This is a genomic window from Streptomyces sp. NPDC059851 (genome assembly GCF_042732005.1).
Lineage (GTDB): Bacteria > Actinomycetota > Actinomycetes > Streptomycetales > Streptomycetaceae > Streptomyces.
On record NZ_JBHWJJ010000058.1, the window covers coordinates 1 to 14,943 of the forward strand.

General features: G+C 74.0%; 12 protein-coding genes. 9 read left to right on the plus strand and 3 right to left on the minus strand.

Annotated features, from left to right (window positions below; translation table 11 throughout):
• Positions 1 to 57: 57 nt before the first annotated feature.
• Entirely contained in the window at positions 58 to 1,017 is a 960-nt protein-coding gene (locus ACFV7Q_RS20620) for a DUF1152 domain-containing protein (protein ID WP_385430306.1), read from the minus strand.
• 77 nt (positions 1,018 to 1,094) lie between these two features.
• Here ACFV7Q_RS20620 and ACFV7Q_RS20625 point away from each other — a divergent pair, with 77 nt between their 5' ends.
• The 7 genes from ACFV7Q_RS20625 to ACFV7Q_RS20655 all read left to right on the plus strand — a co-directional run bounded on the left by ACFV7Q_RS20625 (position 1,095) and on the right by ACFV7Q_RS20655 (position 8,091).
• On the plus strand, positions 1,095 to 1,934 hold the full coding sequence (locus ACFV7Q_RS20625) for an arylamine N-acetyltransferase (RefSeq protein WP_385430308.1): 840 nt from the start codon (positions 1,095 to 1,097) through the stop codon (positions 1,932 to 1,934).
• 32 nt (positions 1,935 to 1,966) lie between these two features.
• Positions 1,967 to 2,572 (plus strand): YdbC family protein, encoded by a 606-nt coding sequence (locus ACFV7Q_RS20630; RefSeq protein WP_385430310.1) that lies wholly within the window; start codon positions 1,967 to 1,969, stop codon positions 2,570 to 2,572.
• 72 nt (positions 2,573 to 2,644) lie between these two features.
• Entirely contained in the window at positions 2,645 to 3,304 is a 660-nt protein-coding gene (locus tag ACFV7Q_RS20635) for a histidine phosphatase family protein (RefSeq protein ID WP_385430312.1), read from the plus strand.
• An 11-nt stretch (positions 3,305 to 3,315) separates the two neighbouring features.
• On the plus strand, positions 3,316 to 4,233 hold the full coding sequence (locus ACFV7Q_RS20640) for an ADP-ribosylglycohydrolase family protein (RefSeq protein WP_385430313.1): 918 nt from the start codon (positions 3,316 to 3,318) through the stop codon (positions 4,231 to 4,233).
• A gap of 152 nt (positions 4,234 to 4,385) precedes the next feature.
• On the plus strand, positions 4,386 to 6,254 hold the full coding sequence (locus ACFV7Q_RS20645) for a DUF4153 domain-containing protein (RefSeq protein ID WP_385430315.1): 1,869 nt from the start codon (positions 4,386 to 4,388) through the stop codon (positions 6,252 to 6,254).
• Between the two features lie 440 nt (positions 6,255 to 6,694).
• Positions 6,695 to 7,405 (plus strand): ribonuclease HII, encoded by a 711-nt coding sequence (locus tag ACFV7Q_RS20650; RefSeq protein WP_385430317.1) that lies wholly within the window; start codon positions 6,695 to 6,697, stop codon positions 7,403 to 7,405.
• 59 nt (positions 7,406 to 7,464) lie between these two features.
• On the plus strand, positions 7,465 to 8,091 hold the full coding sequence (locus tag ACFV7Q_RS20655) for a hypothetical protein (RefSeq protein WP_385430318.1): 627 nt from the start codon (positions 7,465 to 7,467) through the stop codon (positions 8,089 to 8,091).
• A gap of 203 nt (positions 8,092 to 8,294) precedes the next feature.
• Here ACFV7Q_RS20655 and ACFV7Q_RS20660 read toward each other — a convergent pair whose 3' ends face one another.
• Together ACFV7Q_RS20660 and ACFV7Q_RS20665 are read right to left on the minus strand one after the other, a co-directional pair.
• Positions 8,295 to 8,924, minus strand: coding sequence for a hypothetical protein (locus ACFV7Q_RS20660; protein WP_385430320.1), 630 nt, complete (start codon positions 8,922 to 8,924; stop codon positions 8,295 to 8,297).
• A 215-nt stretch (positions 8,925 to 9,139) separates the two neighbouring features.
• Positions 9,140 to 11,299 (minus strand): RecQ family ATP-dependent DNA helicase, encoded by a 2,160-nt coding sequence (locus tag ACFV7Q_RS20665; protein WP_385430322.1) that lies wholly within the window; start codon positions 11,297 to 11,299, stop codon positions 9,140 to 9,142.
• A gap of 122 nt (positions 11,300 to 11,421) precedes the next feature.
• On the opposite strand from ACFV7Q_RS20665, the gene ACFV7Q_RS20670 reads away from it, so the two are divergent.
• Positions 11,422 to 12,684: a DUF4192 domain-containing protein gene (locus tag ACFV7Q_RS20670; protein ID WP_385430324.1), complete on the plus strand. Its 1,263-nt coding sequence runs from the start codon at positions 11,422 to 11,424 to the stop codon at positions 12,682 to 12,684.
• A 248-nt stretch (positions 12,685 to 12,932) separates the two neighbouring features.
• Positions 12,933 to 14,900, plus strand: coding sequence for a glycogen debranching N-terminal domain-containing protein (locus tag ACFV7Q_RS20675; RefSeq protein ID WP_385430325.1), 1,968 nt, complete (start codon positions 12,933 to 12,935; stop codon positions 14,898 to 14,900).
• Positions 14,901 to 14,943: the final 43 nt, after the last annotated feature.

Here is a 14,943-nt window from a genome sequence, read left to right on the forward strand (position 1 = left end):
GTCCCCTCCGTCGTGCTGCCCCGGGCCGACCCTGGGCGTCGTCCTGGGGGCGCTCCCTCAGTGGGGGATGCGGCGGGCGGGGCGGGTCGCGATCCCGTCGCGGAACTCCGCGATCCGCGAGCTGACCTGGCGGATCAGGTGGGTGTCCTCGATCCGGTCCAGGTAGAGGCAGCGCGCCGCCAGGCCCGGCAGGTCGAAGACGAAGCACAGTGACATCAGCGGATTGACGAACAGCTCGCTGTTCCTGGTCCGCTCCGTGAAGCGCACGTCGCCGAAATCGCCGCGGACGGCCGCCGCGATCGACCCGTTCACGATGCTGGGGTGGTCGGGAGTCTGGTGCTGGGCGTGTGCCACCGCGTCCAGGTAGAGGGCCCCCTCCCGGGTGGCCCGCGGGATCGAGAACGCGCCCAGGTACGCCCCCTCGCGGTCCAGCGCCGCGATGTTCTCCAGGACCAGGGCGTGGCTCACCCCGTGGTAGGCGTCCACCCCGAAGCCGACCGAGACCACGAGGCGTTCCACGACGTCGTCCAGGGCGGCCAGCGCCGCGACGCTGGCCAGGTCCTCCTCCGGGGTGCCCAGTCCGGCCTCGTCCCCCCGCATCAGGATGTCCGTGCCGCCGTCGACGAGGACGACCGCGTCGATGCCGAGCCGTTCGACCAGGGTCCGGTAGGCGGCGCGCAGGGGTTGCACCCCGAGCTGCGGGAAGGCGTGGACCGTGGACGGGTAGCCGTGCAGCTTCAGCCAGCGGGCCAGCGTCCGCTCGGGGAAGTACGCCTGGTGGGGTGCGGTGTCAGGGGTGATCGCCGCGACGTCCGGCGCGACCCAGGCGTCGAGGGGCAGGCCGGCGAGCGCGCTGAAGGAGAGGTTGGCCAGATGGACGCGCTTGCCCTGGTGGAGGAGCGAGAGGGCGATCGGGAGTCCGGCGTAGACGTCGAAGCCTCCGCCGGCGCCGGCGACCAGGACGTTCTCGGCATCGGCGAGGCGGGCGAAGAGGGGGTTGGTGTGCAGGGCCGTCATGCCGATCATTGTGCGAGCGCGGCGGGCGAGCGCCTACGGACTTTTACGGGCCCGAGAGGCCGGAACGGGGAAGCGTCATGTGGAGTGGTGACCAGCTGGATCTCGGGGCGTACCTCGCGCGGATCGGGTACGCCGGAGCCGTCGGGGACGGCGGGGAACTCCGGCCGGACCTAGAGACGTTGTACGCAGTGCACCGGGCCCACACCGGTGCCGTGGCCTTCGAAAGCCTGGACGTGCTGCTCGGCCGCCCCATCGCGCTGGACGTCAAGGCCCTGGAGGACAAGCTCGTGCACGGTCGTCGCGGCGGCTACTGCTACGAGCAGAACTCGCTGCTGGCGGCTGCCCTGCAGCGGATCGGTTTCGAGGTGTCCGGGCGCGGCGCCCGCAACCGCACCCGGGGCGACACCCTGCTCCCGGTGACGCACGCCGTCCTCGTCGTCACCGTCGAGGGCCAACCCTGGCTGTGCGACGCCGGGTTCGGCCACCAGGGCCCGCTCGAACCGGTCCCGCTGGGCCGGCCCGGAGCCGAAGTGACGCAAGGAAGTTGGACCTACGCGGTCCGACAGGAGGAGGACGGCATCCTCGCGCTGTCCCTGCTGCACGGGGACACCTGGCGGGACTTGTACGCCTTCTCCCCGCAGCACTACCACCCCGTCGACTACGTCCTGCTGAACCACTACAGCTCCACGCATCCCCGGTCCGCATTCATCGGACAGGTCATCGTCCAGAAGCCGGGCGATGCCGTCCGGACCGCACTCGTCGGGCGGAAGCTCACCCGCCTGTACCCCGACGGGCGCAGCGAGCACCGCCCCGTCGACCCCGGCGATCTGCCCGCCGTACTCGACCGCGAGTTCGGTCTTCGCCTCCCAGAGCGGGATGCGGAGGAACTGGACCGGGTGAACCGCGCTGGGGACTGACCGCGGCCGCGCCGGGCCCGTACCATGACGCCGTGCTGGTCAAGTGGATTCGCTGCACGGTGACGGACCGACGCGGGTTCGAGCGCGGGCAGCGCAAATGGGCGGGGCTGCCGGGGGAGCCGGGATTCCGGGGACAGGGCGGCGGTTGGAGCCGGGGGAGGCAGGGGGTCGCGCATGTCTTCGCGTTCTGGGAGAGCCGTTCCTTCTACGACTCGTTCATGGCCCGCTCGTACGACCGGCTTGCCGCGGCCCAAGCCGGCACGTACACCAATGCGCGGGTCAGCCTCTTCGACCACCGCTTCGACGTGAAGACCGGGTTCGAGCCGCGCTTCACCGATGCCGACGTCGTCCGCGTGGCCCACACCCGCGTGCGGGAGGGGCGCCTGGACCACTTCGCGCTCATGCAGGAGAAGGTGTGGAACCCGGCCATGGCCGGGTCGCCCGGAATGGTCCGCGGTCTGTTCGGGGAGGCCCCGGGCCGGGAGTTCCTGGTCCTGTCGATGTGGCATGCGGCCGCCGAGCACGGCAAGTACCGGCAGGAACGGGTGGAGCGGCTCTCCCTGCGCGCCCAGACCGAGGCGGACGTCGAGGCACTCACCGGAGACGTCGTCGACCTGGAGGCCTCCTGGACGGTATGACCGTACGAAGATCGGCAGCTTGCCCGGCGTGCCCGGGTGTCGGGCACCCCGGAGGCCGCATAGGGTCGGGGAATGGCAAGACCACGGCGCATCGTCCTCGTCCGGCACGGGGAGTCCGAGGGCAACGTCGACGACACCGTGTACGAGCGGGAGCCCGACCACGCCCTGCGGATGACCGCTCTGGGCCACCGGCAGGCCACCGAGGCCGGCGAGCGGCTGCGCGAGCTCTTCGGCGGTGAGCGCGTCAGCGCCTATGTGTCCCCGTACCGCCGGACCCTGCAGACCTTCCGGGACCTGCGGCTGGACCCGGCGCGGGTCCGGGTGCGCGAGGAGCCCCGGCTGCGCGAACAGGACTGGGGGAACTGGCAGGACCGGGAGGACGTACGCCTGCAGAAGACCTACCGGGACGCCTACGGGCACTTCTTCTACCGCTTCGCGCAAGGCGAGTCCGGAGCCGACGTCTACGACCGGGTCGGCTCCTTCCTGGAGAGCCTCCACCGCAGCTTCGAAGCCCCCGACCACCCGCCGAACGTGCTGCTCGTGACGCACGGGCTGACGATGAGGCTGTTCTGCATGCGCTGGTTCCACTGGTCGGTGGCCGAATTCGAATGCCTCTCCAACCCCGGGAACGGCGAATACCGGGTGCTCATGCTGGGCCCCGACGGCCGCTACCGCCTGGACCGCCCATTTGAGCGGTGGACCACACCCGAGCCTTACGACCTGGACGGCTAAAGTGACGCGCGATGACCGCTGATTCCTCTTCCGAACGGCGCTTCGCACGCGCCATGGCCAGCCTCCGCGGGCTGGCCCTGGGGGACGCCCTCGGCTCCCAGTACTTCGTCCCCGTCAACTACCCCCTGCTCAAGCGCCGGGAACTGCCCGCCGGCACCGAGATCTGGCAGTGGACCGATGACACCGAGATGGCCTGCTCGGTAGTCGCGGTCCTCGCCGAACACGGCCGCATCGACCAGGACGCCCTCGCCAACTCCTTCGCCCACCACCACGACTTCGACCGCGGCTACGGTCCCGCGGTCAACCGGATGCTGCGCCTGATCCGGGAGGGCGAGGACTGGCGGACCCTCGCCGCCGAACTGTTCAACGGGCAGGGCTCGTGGGGCAACGGTGCGGCCATGCGCATCGCGCCCCTGGGCGCCTGGTACGCCGGCGACCCCGAGCAGGCGACCCACCAGGCAGAGATCTCCGCCTACACCACCCACCAGCACCGCGAGGCGGTCTGCGGGGCGATGGCCGTCGCCGCGGCAGCAGCGCTGGTGGCGGATCCGCTGGGCCCGCCGACGGCCGCCGACCTGCTGGACAACGTCATTGCCCTGGTGCCGCGCAGCGCCGTGGGTGCTGGGCTGCGGCGGGCGCGGGACATGCTGGACTACGGCGACGCCACCACGGTGGCGGCCGTCCTGGGCTGCGGGCGCCGCACCAGCGCCCACGACACGGTGCCGTTCGCCCTCTGGTCGGCGGCGCGCTCGCTGAACGACTACGAGCAGGCGTTCTGGACCACCGCGCAGGTGGGCGGGGACGTCGATACGACCTGCGCGATCGTCGGCGGGGTGCTGGGCGGGCGCGGGGAGGAGGTGCTGCCGGCCGCGTGGTTGGCGCGCACCGAAGCCCTCCCGCCGTGGCTCCCGCAGGCGCCGGCGCATTAGTCGGCAGCCGGACGGATCCCCCTCCGCGCCGCGGATTGTCACGGTCCTGCCACAGGCGTTCGTCGGAGCCGGCAGAACCGCGTCACACGCCTAACCTGTGCGCTTCGCCGCCTCCGCAGCCTGGCGGCGGCGGCTGACAGGGAGGAAACCCGATGGCAGAGAACGCCGACGCTGAGGAAGCGAAGCCGGCGTCCGGGGACGTCAACGCTCGGGCAGCATCCGGAGGCTCGACCCCGGGGGCAGAGGCCGGGGGCTCGACCGCGGGGGCCCGGTCCGGGAAAGCCACCTCGGGGGCGGAGTCCGGGGCTGTCACCGCCGGGGCGGGGTCCGGGGCTGTCACCGCCGGGGCGGCGTCGGAAAGCGCCAACCCGCAACCGGGGACGCAGATTCCGCCGACGGGCGTTGCGGGATTCCCGGCCGCGGGTGTCCTCCCGCAGGCGCCCGTCGGGCCACCCCCGGGCTGGGACCCCACAGCCTGGCAGAAGTACCGGGCCCGACAGGAGCGCAAGGGCAGCGGCGCCTGGTCCATCGCCCCGCTGTCCTGGGCCGTGGCCGCCCAGCCCGCCGAAGCGGCGCCCGTCTCCACCGCCGTACTGGCCTGCGCCCTCGCCGCCGGCACGGCCGCCGCCCTGTTCCTCGGCGACGGCCTCGGGCCCGGCCTGCTGCTCGCCGCCCTGCCCGCGATGGCGGCCGCGTACGCCGCCGCCCGCGCGGCCGGTCGTACCGTCCGCCCGTGGACCGTGGCCTGGGCGCTCGGCTGCACGGCCCTCCTCGCCGTGCCCGCGCTGCGCGACTCCGGCTGGCCCATCACCCTCGCGCTGCTCGGCGCCCTCCTCGCGGGTGCGCTCGCCCTGCACGGCAGCCGCACCTGGCACGGCACGCTGCTCAGCCCGCTCGGTCTCGTCGACGGGACCGTGACGGGGATCCGCTGGGCCTGGGCCGGGCTGCGCTCGCGGGGCAGCGGCATCGACCGCGGGCGCTGGATGCCCGTCATCAAGGCGACCGGAGTGGCAGTGGTGCTGCTGGTGCTCTTCGGTGCCCTGTTCGCCTCCGCCGACGCGGCCTTCGCCGACCTGCTCGGCGAGCTCATCCCCGACGTCTCGATCGGTGACGGCCCGGTGCGGCTGCTGCTCTTCCTCATGGCGGCCGTCGTCGCGCTCGGCCTCGCCCGCACCGCCGCGGCGCCGTCGCGCTGGGACCGGATCGAGATATCCGCAGGCAAGCCCCGCTCCCGCGTCGAGTGGGCGTTGCCGCTGATCGTGCTGGACCTGCTCTTCGCCGGCTTCAACGCCGTCCAACTCGCCGTTCTCTTCGGGGGTTACGACAAGGTCCTGCGCAGCACCGGGCTCACCTACGCCGATTACGCCCGCCAGGGCTTCTGGCAATTGCTCTGGGCGACCCTGCTCACCCTCGCCGTGATCGCGCTCGCGCTGCGCTGGGCCCCGCGCTCCGGCCCCGCCGACCGGCGGCTCGTCCGCGTCGTCCTCGGCACGCTCTGCGCACTGACCCTGGTGGTGGTCGCCTCCGCGCTGCGCCGCATGGACCTGTACGTGGACGCGTACGGCCTGACCCAGCTGCGGGTGTCCGTGGCCGCGATGGAGCTCTGGCTCGGCCTCGTCATCGCGCTGATCATGGCCTCCGGGGTTTGGGGTGCGCGCTGGCTGCCCCGTGCGGTCGTCGGCAGCGCCGCGGCCGCGGCCCTCGCGTTCGGGCTGATGTCCCCGGACGGCATGGTGGCCGAGAAGAACGCGGACCGTTTCCGGGCGACCGGCAAGATCGACCTGGCCTACTTCCGCTTCCTGTCGGCGGACGCGGTGCCCGCCCTGGACCGGCTGCCCGAACCCCACCGCTCCTGCGCCCTGCGCGGGATCAACGACGAGCTCTCGCGGGCCGGCCGGGAGCCGTGGTACGCGATGAGCGTCGCCGAGTACCGGGCGCGGAAGATCCTCGGCGAGCGTCCGGTGACCGCCCCCTACGAGGTCTGCCATCGCCTCGGCGGGTTCGCGAGCCGCTCCGAGTAGGGGAGGCTCCGCGGCGGTACGAGGGCCCGGACCGGGATGGGATCCCGCGTCCGGGCCCTCGTGCTGTCGGCGACCGGATTCCTTCACGAATGCGACGCCCCGTAGGGAATCCGGCCCTATGGCCTGGTCTGCGTGAGGTCGGTGCGACGGGTCGTCGCTGATCAGGGATCTTGCACTGCACCGGATATCGAAGGGCTGCGGTTCGGTGGATGTGCGGGTTCCGTTTTGGCTTCCGTGTCGCAGTGGCGGTGTCAGCATGACGGATGAGGGTGTGCGGGAGCGAACGTACGGGGTCCGGAATGCGGAGGAGGAACCGTTCGTCCGGACCCGCGGCGGCCGGTGCCCGGGCCGACGGGCGCGCCGTCGTGCGGGCCGTCGCGCGGACTCCACCCGGGCCGGGGTGTGCAGGCGGCCCGGGGCGGCGTAATCTTGCTGGCGCCATGGCCTACGAAGCACCCACCCACACCGTCGAACGCTCCCTCCGCGCAACCACCGGCGCCAAGGTCATCGCCGGGGTAGACGAAGTCGGACGAGGGGCCTGGGCCGGTCCGGTCACCGTGTGCGCGGCGATCACCGGACTGCGCCGGCCGCCCGAAGGGCTCACCGACTCCAAGCTCCTCACGCACAAGCGGCGCGACGACCTCCTCCAGATCCTGGAGGGCTGGGTCACCTCGTACGCCCTGGGGCACGCTTCCCCGGAGGAGATCGATGAGTTCGGGATGACGGCCGCGCTGCGGCTGGCCGCGGAGCGCGCCTTGGAAGCGCTGCCCGTACGACCCGAAGCGGTGATCCTCGACGGCAAGCACGACTACCTCGGCGGCCCCTGGCAGGTCCGTACGGTGATCAAAGGCGACCAGTCCTGCGTGGCCGTCGCCGCGGCTTCGGTGATCGCCAAGGTCCGGCGCGACCGGATGATGGCCGAACTCGGCGGTCAGGGCGGCGGGTTCGAGGCCTACGGCTTCGGCGCCAACGCCGGATACCCCTCGCCCGTGCACCGGGCCGCGTTGGCGGAGTTGGGGCCCACCCCGTACCACCGGCTCTCGTGGTCGTACCTGGACGCGCTGCCCCGGTGGCGTCACCTGAAGAAGGTGCGGCGCAGCGAGGAAGCGATGGAGCTGGAAATGGGAGGCCAACTCGGCTTCGATTTCTGATCGCACCCAAGCGCCCCCCACCGGTACGTTTCGTACCGGTGTTTGATAGATATCAACTCATGCCTCTCATCCCCGAGGAGCCTCAGATTCACGAGAGTGCCCAGGGTCCCCGCGTGACGCCGGCCGCGAGCCGCGCCGCGCAGACCCCCCGCCCCGTACCTGGTCCGCGTCCCGCCGCCGCCCCGCGGCCCGGGCGCCCCGGTCCCGCCGCCCGGCCCGCGCCGCCCGCACAGCGGGCAGCGCAGGCCGCACCCGCGGCCGGGCCCGCCACCACCGCACCGTCCGTTTCCACGGCGGTGCCGCAGATCCAGCTGATCCCGGCCTCCGCGGAGGGCGCGCTGGACGCGGCCGAAGAGGCCGTCGACCTGCTGCTCGACACCGGGCGCGCGCCCGGTGACATCCTCGTGCTCACCACCGGCGAACTGCACCCGTGGGCCGCTCACGAACTGTCCTTCGGCGAGGCCGCCTACTGGGCCCAGCACGACGCCGCGGACGACGTGTTCTACGCGGACGCCGCGCAGGTCGAGCGGGCCGCCGCCCGCCCTGTCGTGGTCTTCGCGGCCAACGGCGGATCCGCGGAGGCCGCCGCCTCCGCTCTGCCGGTCGCGCTCGCGCGGGCCGGTGCGCTGCTGGTCGTGTGCGGCGACCGGCAGCAGATCAACTCCGTGCTGGGCGCGGGCGTCTGACGCCCCGTACCCCAGTGCGGGCGAGGGGCGGGGCTGGCCGTAGCCGGCCCCGCTGAAGCCCGTTCTTTCGGCCCGAACCGCCGTACGCCCGCCCAGGGTGTACGGCCGCAAGGGCTGCCCGTACGAGGTCCGCGCGGGCACGACCCCGTGTCCGGACGGCTCGGCGGCCGGACGGGCGGACGTGCGAACGGGCTGGAGGCGCGTCAGCGTGCGGCAGTACGGCGCAGGGCCTCGGCCGCGCCGCCACCGGTGCTCAGGCTCAGCGGGGCGAACTCGGCCACGGTGTCGCCGAGCCGCTCCGGTCGCGACTCCGAGCTGGGGCGCCGCCCGCCGCGTCCTTCGCCGAGTACTTGCCAGCCGTTGCGGGTCAGCGTGATGTACGCGCCGCAGCGCAAGCCGTGCAGGGTGCAAGCGTCCCGCAGCCCCCACATCCACGCCCCGTCCTCCTCGGTCCACCGCTCGTCGCCCTCGCGGCAGTACATCAACACGGCCGTGCGTACCGGCGTGCGGAGCCGGAGGTCGTGGGGGAGGACCCGGCGCAGGGCGGCCAGTAGGGCGTTGCGGTACTCCCAGCCGTCGGCTGACGTGGACCGTTGGACGAACGACGCGCTCGCCACGAGCCGTTCCTCCGGGTCGAGGACGGCGATCACCGCGGTCGCCGGCACGGGGGTGTGGCGGGAGTGCAGTCCGCTGACGACCTCGCGGGGATTGCGCAGCAGGGGGATGCCCGCCGCCGTCCACTCTGCGGGTTCCAGCAGCCTCCCGTGCCGGCTGCCGCCGCGGGCCGCCGTCGCCAGTGACGAGGTGGAGGGCGGGGCGAATCCGAAGGTCACGGTCCTCCCTTCGGGTACACGCCCGCGGACGGGCACAGCTGGAGTGCGGGCGCGCCGCAGCACGGGCCGAATGGGTGCCGTCGAGCCGAGCGGGAGCTCTCCAATTCTCGCGTGGTGCGCGAGCGCGCGGCAATGAGCAATTGGCGCCGCCGACCGGAATTCGCCGGAATGCCGTGCATATCCTTGCCCCGCCACGCTGACGGCGACTCATCCGGCTACGGCTGAACCGCGAGTACCAGCGGAAACACCTCCTTCGCGCCTTCCAGGCGGAGCAGCCGGGCTGCCACTGCGAGGGTCCAGCCGGTCTCCGCGCGGTCGTCGACGAGGAGCACGGGGCCTGCCGTGTCGGCCAGTGCCGCCGCCAGCTCCGGAGGCACGGCCAGGGCCCGGTGCAGTCCGCGTACCCGCTGGGCGCTGTTGGAGGAGGGCAGGCCGAATGCGGGGACCTCGTCGGTGTAGGCCAGCGTCCCGAGCAGGGGAAGTCGGCCGACCTCCGCGATGCGCGCGGCCAGGGAGCCGACCAGCTGGGGGCGGCTGCGCGAGGGCAGCGAGACCACTCCCACCGGACGGGCGGACGCGTCCGGGGCTCCCGAGGCCCAGCCGCCCGGGCCCCGCGCCCAGTCGGCGAGAACCGCCACCAGGGCCTGCGCCACGTCATCCGGGATCGGCTGGTCCGGGGCTCCCGCGCTGAGCATCGGGCGCAGCCGGTTGCCCCAGCCGATGTCGGAGAGCCTCCCGAGCGCCCGCCCGGGAGCAGCCTGTTCCGCGGCGGGGATGCGGCCCTTGAGGTCGACGCCGACGGCTGCGAGCCCCGTCGGCCACATCTTGCGCGGCTCCAACTCCACGCCGGGACGTCCGAGCTCTCCCCGGGCAGTGTCCAGGGCGGTGCTGGAGACGTCCGCCGTGAACCGGCCCCCGGCACAGTTGTCGCAGCGGCCGCAGGGCGCCGCCGCCTCGTCGTCCAACTGCCGGCGCAGGAACTCCATGCGGCACTCCGTGGTCGCCGCGTAGTCCCGCATGGCCTGCTGCTCGGCGGCCCGTTGGCGGGCCACCCAGGCATAGCGTTCGGCGTCGTACACCCACGGCTCGCCCGTCGCGGTCCAGCCGCCCTTGACCCGGTGCACCGCGCCGTCCACGTCCAAGACCTTGAGCATGGTCTCCAGCCGTGTGCGCCTGAGGTCCACCAGCGGCTCCAGGGCGGGCAGCGACAGAGGTCTTTCGGCCCGGCCCAGCACGTCCAGGGTGCGGCGTACCTGCTCCTCCGGCGGGAAGGCCACCGAGGCGAAGTACTGCCAGATGGCCTCGTCCTCGCGGCCCGGCAGCAGCAGCACCTCCGCGTGCTCCACACCGCGTCCGGCGCGGCCGACCTGCTGGTAGTACGCGATGGGCGAGGACGGTGAGCCCAGGTGAACGACGAAGCCCAGGTCGGGCTTGTCGAAACCCATGCCGAGGGCCGAGGTCGCCACGAGGGCCTTGACCCGGTTGGCCTGCAGGTCGTCCTCGGCCTGCTGGCGGTCGGCGTTCTCCGTCTTGCCGGTGTACGAGGCCACCGTGTGCCCGCGGTGGCGCAGGTACGCGGTGACTTCCTCGGCCGCGGCCACCGTCAGCGTGTAGATGATCCCGGAGCCGGGCAGCTCGCCCAGGTGGTCGGCGAGCCAGGCCAGCCGGTGCGCCGCGTCGGGCAGTGCCAGCACGGCCAGGCTCAGGCTCTCCCGGTCCAGCGGACCGCGCAGCACCAGCGCGTCGCTCCCGGCCCCCGTCCCCAGCTGCTCGGCGACGTCGGCGGTCACCCGGGCGTTGGCCGTGGCTGTCGTCGCCAGCACCGGGACGCCGGGCGGCAGATCGGCCAGCATCGTGCGCAGCCGCCGGTAGTCGGGACGGAAGTCGTGCCCCCAGTCGGAAATGCAATGGGCCTCGTCCACCACGAGCAGTCCGGTCGCTGCGGCGAGCTTGGGAAGGACCTGGTCGCGGAAGTCGGGGTTGTTGAGCCGCTCGGGGCTCACGAGCAGGACGTCCACCTCGCCGGCCGCCACCTCGGCCTGGATCCCCTCCCACTCCTCCGGATTGGCGGAGTTGATGGTGCGGGCGTGGATGCCGGCGCGGGCCGCGGCCTCGACCTGGTTGCGCATCAGCGCGAGCAGCGGGGAGACGATCACGGTGGGTCCGGCGCCGGCCGCCCGCAACAACGAGGTGGCGACGAAGTACACCGCGGACTTGCCCCAGCCGGTGCGCTGCACCACCAGGGCCCGCCGCTTGTGCGCTACCAGCGCCTCGATCGCGAGCCATTGGTCCTCGCGCAGTCGGGCGGTGCCCGTCGTGTCGCCCACGAGACGGGCCAGTACGGAGTCGGCCGAGGACCTCAGGTCTGCGTTCATCCCCCCATGCAACCCGATGCCTCCGACATCGCGCCAACGGCAGCGCCAACCTGGGGATGTTGAATGATCAAGAGTTATCCACAGGGCTTTCCGGATCGGATCCCGCGCGGGACCGTCAGGGCATGACGAACGAGCACGCATCGCGCACCCCGTCCGGCAGGCCCTCCATCAGCCCGTCCGGATCCCCCACCGACCCCCAGATCACCCTGCGCAGCCCGGCGGAGCTGGCCGACGCGCTGCCCTACCTGCTCGGGTTCCACCCCACCGACTCCCTCGTCATGGTCGCGGTGCACGGCGAGGGCGGACGCTTCGGCGGCCGGCTCCGGCTCGGCATCCCCACCGCGCCCGCGGAGTGGGAGGACACCGCCAGGCTCGTCGCCGACTGCCTGGTCCAGGGCAGCGAGCGGCGCGCCGGCAAACCCGACGGCATCATCCTGTTCCTGTACCAGGACCCCCGCGCCGACGAGAGCGGCCAGCGGGTGATGACCCGGCTGCGGCCCCTGGCCCAGCGGATCAGGCTGGCCTGCGGCGCCCTCGACGTGCCCGTCCTGGAGGCGCTGTGCATCTCCGGCGGCCGGTACTGGTCCTACTGCTGCCCCGACGAGCGCTGCTGTCCGGCCGAGGGCAGCCCGCTGGCGGCCCCCGGCACTTCGGTGGCCGCAGCCGCCGCCACCTTCGCGGGCTTGCGCATCCGCGGCTCGCTGCGGGAGATCGAGGCGCGGCTCGCGCCGCTGCGGGGGGCGACCGCACGGGAGATGGAGCGCGCGCTCGATCGCGCCGCCACCACCCTCGTGCCGAGGATCCTCGACGGTGCGAGCCGGGAGGAGATCGGCGCCGAGACCATCACGCTGGCCCGCACGCTCATGCAGCGGCTCACGCTCGCCCCGCCCGTCGAGGGCGGGACCGGTGCCGACGACCGGGACGACGCCCTGCTCGGGCACGACGAGGCCGCGACCCTGATCCTGGGCCTCCAGGACCGCGAGACGCGGGACATCGCGGCCGAATGGATGGAGGACGAGGAGGCCGCTCCCGCGCTGCGTCTGTGGCGGGCCCTGGCCAGGCGCTGCGTCGGCGCCTACGGCGAGCACGCGGCTGCCCCGCTCGCCCTCGCCGGCTGGGTCTCGTGGTCCACCGGGGACGAGCCGACCGCCCGCATCGCCCTGGGGCTCGCCCTCCGGGCCGACGCCGACTACCGCTTCGCCCAACTGCTCCACCACGCCTGCAACGAGGGCATCGACCCGGAAGGGCTGCGGGCCTGCCTGCGGGCCGAGCGGCGGCGCAGGGAACCCCGCCGCAAGCGCACCGCGGCCCTCACCCGCCCGCCGGGTCGCAAGGACAGGGGAGGCCGCCGCGAGGGCCGCCGCACCACCGGGAGCGACCGGTGAGCCGGCGCAAGCCCCGGGAGCGCACGGGGGCACGTGACGGGCGGGGCTGGGGACGGCCGACCGCCGCGGATGCGGCTGCGCCGGAGCGGGGGGCCGGCGACTGCTCCGGGGCGAGGCGGACCGCGCTGCCGCCGGGGGCCGTGACCCGGGCGGGGGCGGGGGCGTTCCCCTGGAGGGTGGTGGGGGCCCGGCCCCGCCGCCGCCCAGCGGAACCGACCGGAGCGCAGCGCGCCCAGACAAGGCGACCCATGGCCCACTCTGCATCCCCCTCACCCAGACCCGAGCTGCCGCCCGTGCACGGCGCCGTCATCTGCGTATCGGCGCCCTGTTTGGCCGTCTCGCCCGAGCACGGCCAGCTCACCGGCCGCGGGATCGACGGGATCTACCGGTCCGGGCGGCGACTCCTCTCCCGCTGCGTGCTGCGGGTCGGCGGCCGGGAACCGGTCGCGGTCCAGGGACGCAGCCTCGGGGCCGACCGGGCCTCGTTCTCCGCTACCGTCCGCACCGGCGCCGAGGCCGGACCCGATCCCGACATCGGCGTCGAGCGGGTGCGGCACGCGGACGGCACCGAGCTGATCACCCTGCGCAGCTTCACGGCCCGCCCGGTGCGGCTGCCCGTGGAGATCCTGCTGGGTACCGACCTGGCCGAGCTCGCGGCGGTGGCCGCCGGCCGGGCCGGGCCGGAACTGCCCGCAGGGGTGCATGCCGCCGGACTGCGCTGGAGCACGACCGAGGCGCAAGCCGTCACCGCGGCCGAACCGGCCCCGGACGACGCCCTCGCCTCCGCCGGACTGCTGCGCTGGCAGCTCGACCTGGGGCCGGGGGAGTCCCGCACCATCGAGCTGCGGACCACGCACGCCCGCACCTCCCGCGCGCCGGCCGGGCAGGTGGCCAACCCGCTCTCCGACGCCCGGGCCGAGTGCGACGATCCGCGGGCCGGGGCATGGTTCCGGGCCAGCGTCGAGGACCTCGGCGCGCTGCTCCTGAGGGATCACGAGGAGCCGACTGACGCCTTCGCCGCCGCCGGCGTGCCGTGGCGGCTCGGTCTGGCCCCCGCGGAGTCCCTGTGGGCGGCCAGGATGGCGCTGCCGCTCGGGACCGGGCTCGCCGCGGCCACCCTGCGCACCCTGGCCCGGGCCCAAGCCAGCGGCCGCGGTCCCGATGCCGGGAAGATCCCCGGTCCGCTGCGCGGCGCGGGCCCCCAGCTTCCGCCGGGGTGCACCGGTACCGAGGCCACGCTCGCCTTCCCGGCGGTACTGGCCGAGGCGCGCCGGTGGGGGATGCCCGAAGCCGACGTGGCCCGGCTGCTCCCGGCTGCGGAGCAATGCCTCGGCTGGCTCCGCGGAGCCTTGGGGGAGGACGGGTTCGTCGCCGACCCGGATCCGGGCCCGCGCCGCTGCGAGACGCAGGCCCACGCCCACCGGGCCGCACTGCTCGGCGCCGACCTGCTGGACGGGTGCGGGCGGCCCGGCGGGCAGGAGTGGCGCCAGTGGGCGGAGGCGCTGCGGACCCGGTTCCTGGACCGGTTCTGGATCGACGGCCCGGACGGGGGGAGGCCCGCCGCTGCCCTGCACCCCGACGGGCGGCCGCTGCCCCGGCTCACCGGAGCCGCCGTCCACCTCCTGGACACCGGCTTGCTCGGTGGGGGCCTGCACGCCCCGGGCCTGCTGGACCGGGTCCGAACCGAACAGCTCGCCCGGCTGCTCGCGGCCCCCGCCATGGATTCCGGCTGGGGGCTGCGGAGCATGGCGTCACGGGAGCCGGGGCACAACCCCTTCGGTCACCGCTCGGGGGCGGTGCGGGCGTACGAGAGCGCCGTGGCGGTCGCCGGCCTGGCCCAGGCCGGCTTCGAGGAGGAGGCCGCCGCACTGCTGCGGGGGCTGCTGGACGCCGCGGAGAGCTTCGGGTTCCGGCTGCCGGAGATGTACGCGGCCGAGCAGCGGACCGCGGGCAGCGCGCCACTCCCGCACCCGGCCGCCTGCCGTCCGGCCGCCGTGGCCGCGGCCGCCGGGGTGCACGTGCTGGCCGCGGTCGCCGGCATCCGCCCCGACGCCCCGGCCGGCACGGTCGCCCTCGTCCCGCTGTCCGGCGCCCCGCTCGGCGCGCTGCGGCTCTCCGGCCTGCGGGTGGCGGGCGAGCCCTTCGCCCTGCGGATCAGCAGGGTCGGCCTCGGCATGGTGGAGGAGGCCGCGGATGCGCTTCAACTGGGCGGGTAGGCTGCCCGTCGTCGTCTTCAGGATCACGAAAGCTCTGTTTATC

Coding starts and splice junctions, on each gene's coding strand:
- ACFV7Q_RS20670 (WP_385430324.1), top strand. CDS start 11,422: ATGACGAACGAGCACGCATCGCGCACCCCGTCCGGCAGGCCCTCCATC.
- ACFV7Q_RS20640 (WP_385430313.1), top strand. CDS start 3,316: ATGACCGCTGATTCCTCTTCCGAACGGCGCTTCGCACGCGCCATGGCC.
- ACFV7Q_RS20665 (WP_385430322.1), bottom strand. CDS start 11,299: ATGAACGCAGACCTGAGGTCCTCGGCCGACTCCGTACTGGCCCGTCTC.
- ACFV7Q_RS20675 (WP_385430325.1), top strand. CDS start 12,933: ATGGCCCACTCTGCATCCCCCTCACCCAGACCCGAGCTGCCGCCCGTG.
- ACFV7Q_RS20625 (WP_385430308.1), top strand. CDS start 1,095: ATGTGGAGTGGTGACCAGCTGGATCTCGGGGCGTACCTCGCGCGGATC.
- ACFV7Q_RS20655 (WP_385430318.1), top strand. CDS start 7,465: ATGCCTCTCATCCCCGAGGAGCCTCAGATTCACGAGAGTGCCCAGGGT.
- ACFV7Q_RS20650 (WP_385430317.1), top strand. CDS start 6,695: ATGGCCTACGAAGCACCCACCCACACCGTCGAACGCTCCCTCCGCGCA.
- ACFV7Q_RS20620 (WP_385430306.1), bottom strand. CDS start 1,017: ATGACGGCCCTGCACACCAACCCCCTCTTCGCCCGCCTCGCCGATGCC.
- ACFV7Q_RS20645 (WP_385430315.1), top strand. CDS start 4,386: ATGGCAGAGAACGCCGACGCTGAGGAAGCGAAGCCGGCGTCCGGGGAC.
- ACFV7Q_RS20635 (WP_385430312.1), top strand. CDS start 2,645: ATGGCAAGACCACGGCGCATCGTCCTCGTCCGGCACGGGGAGTCCGAG.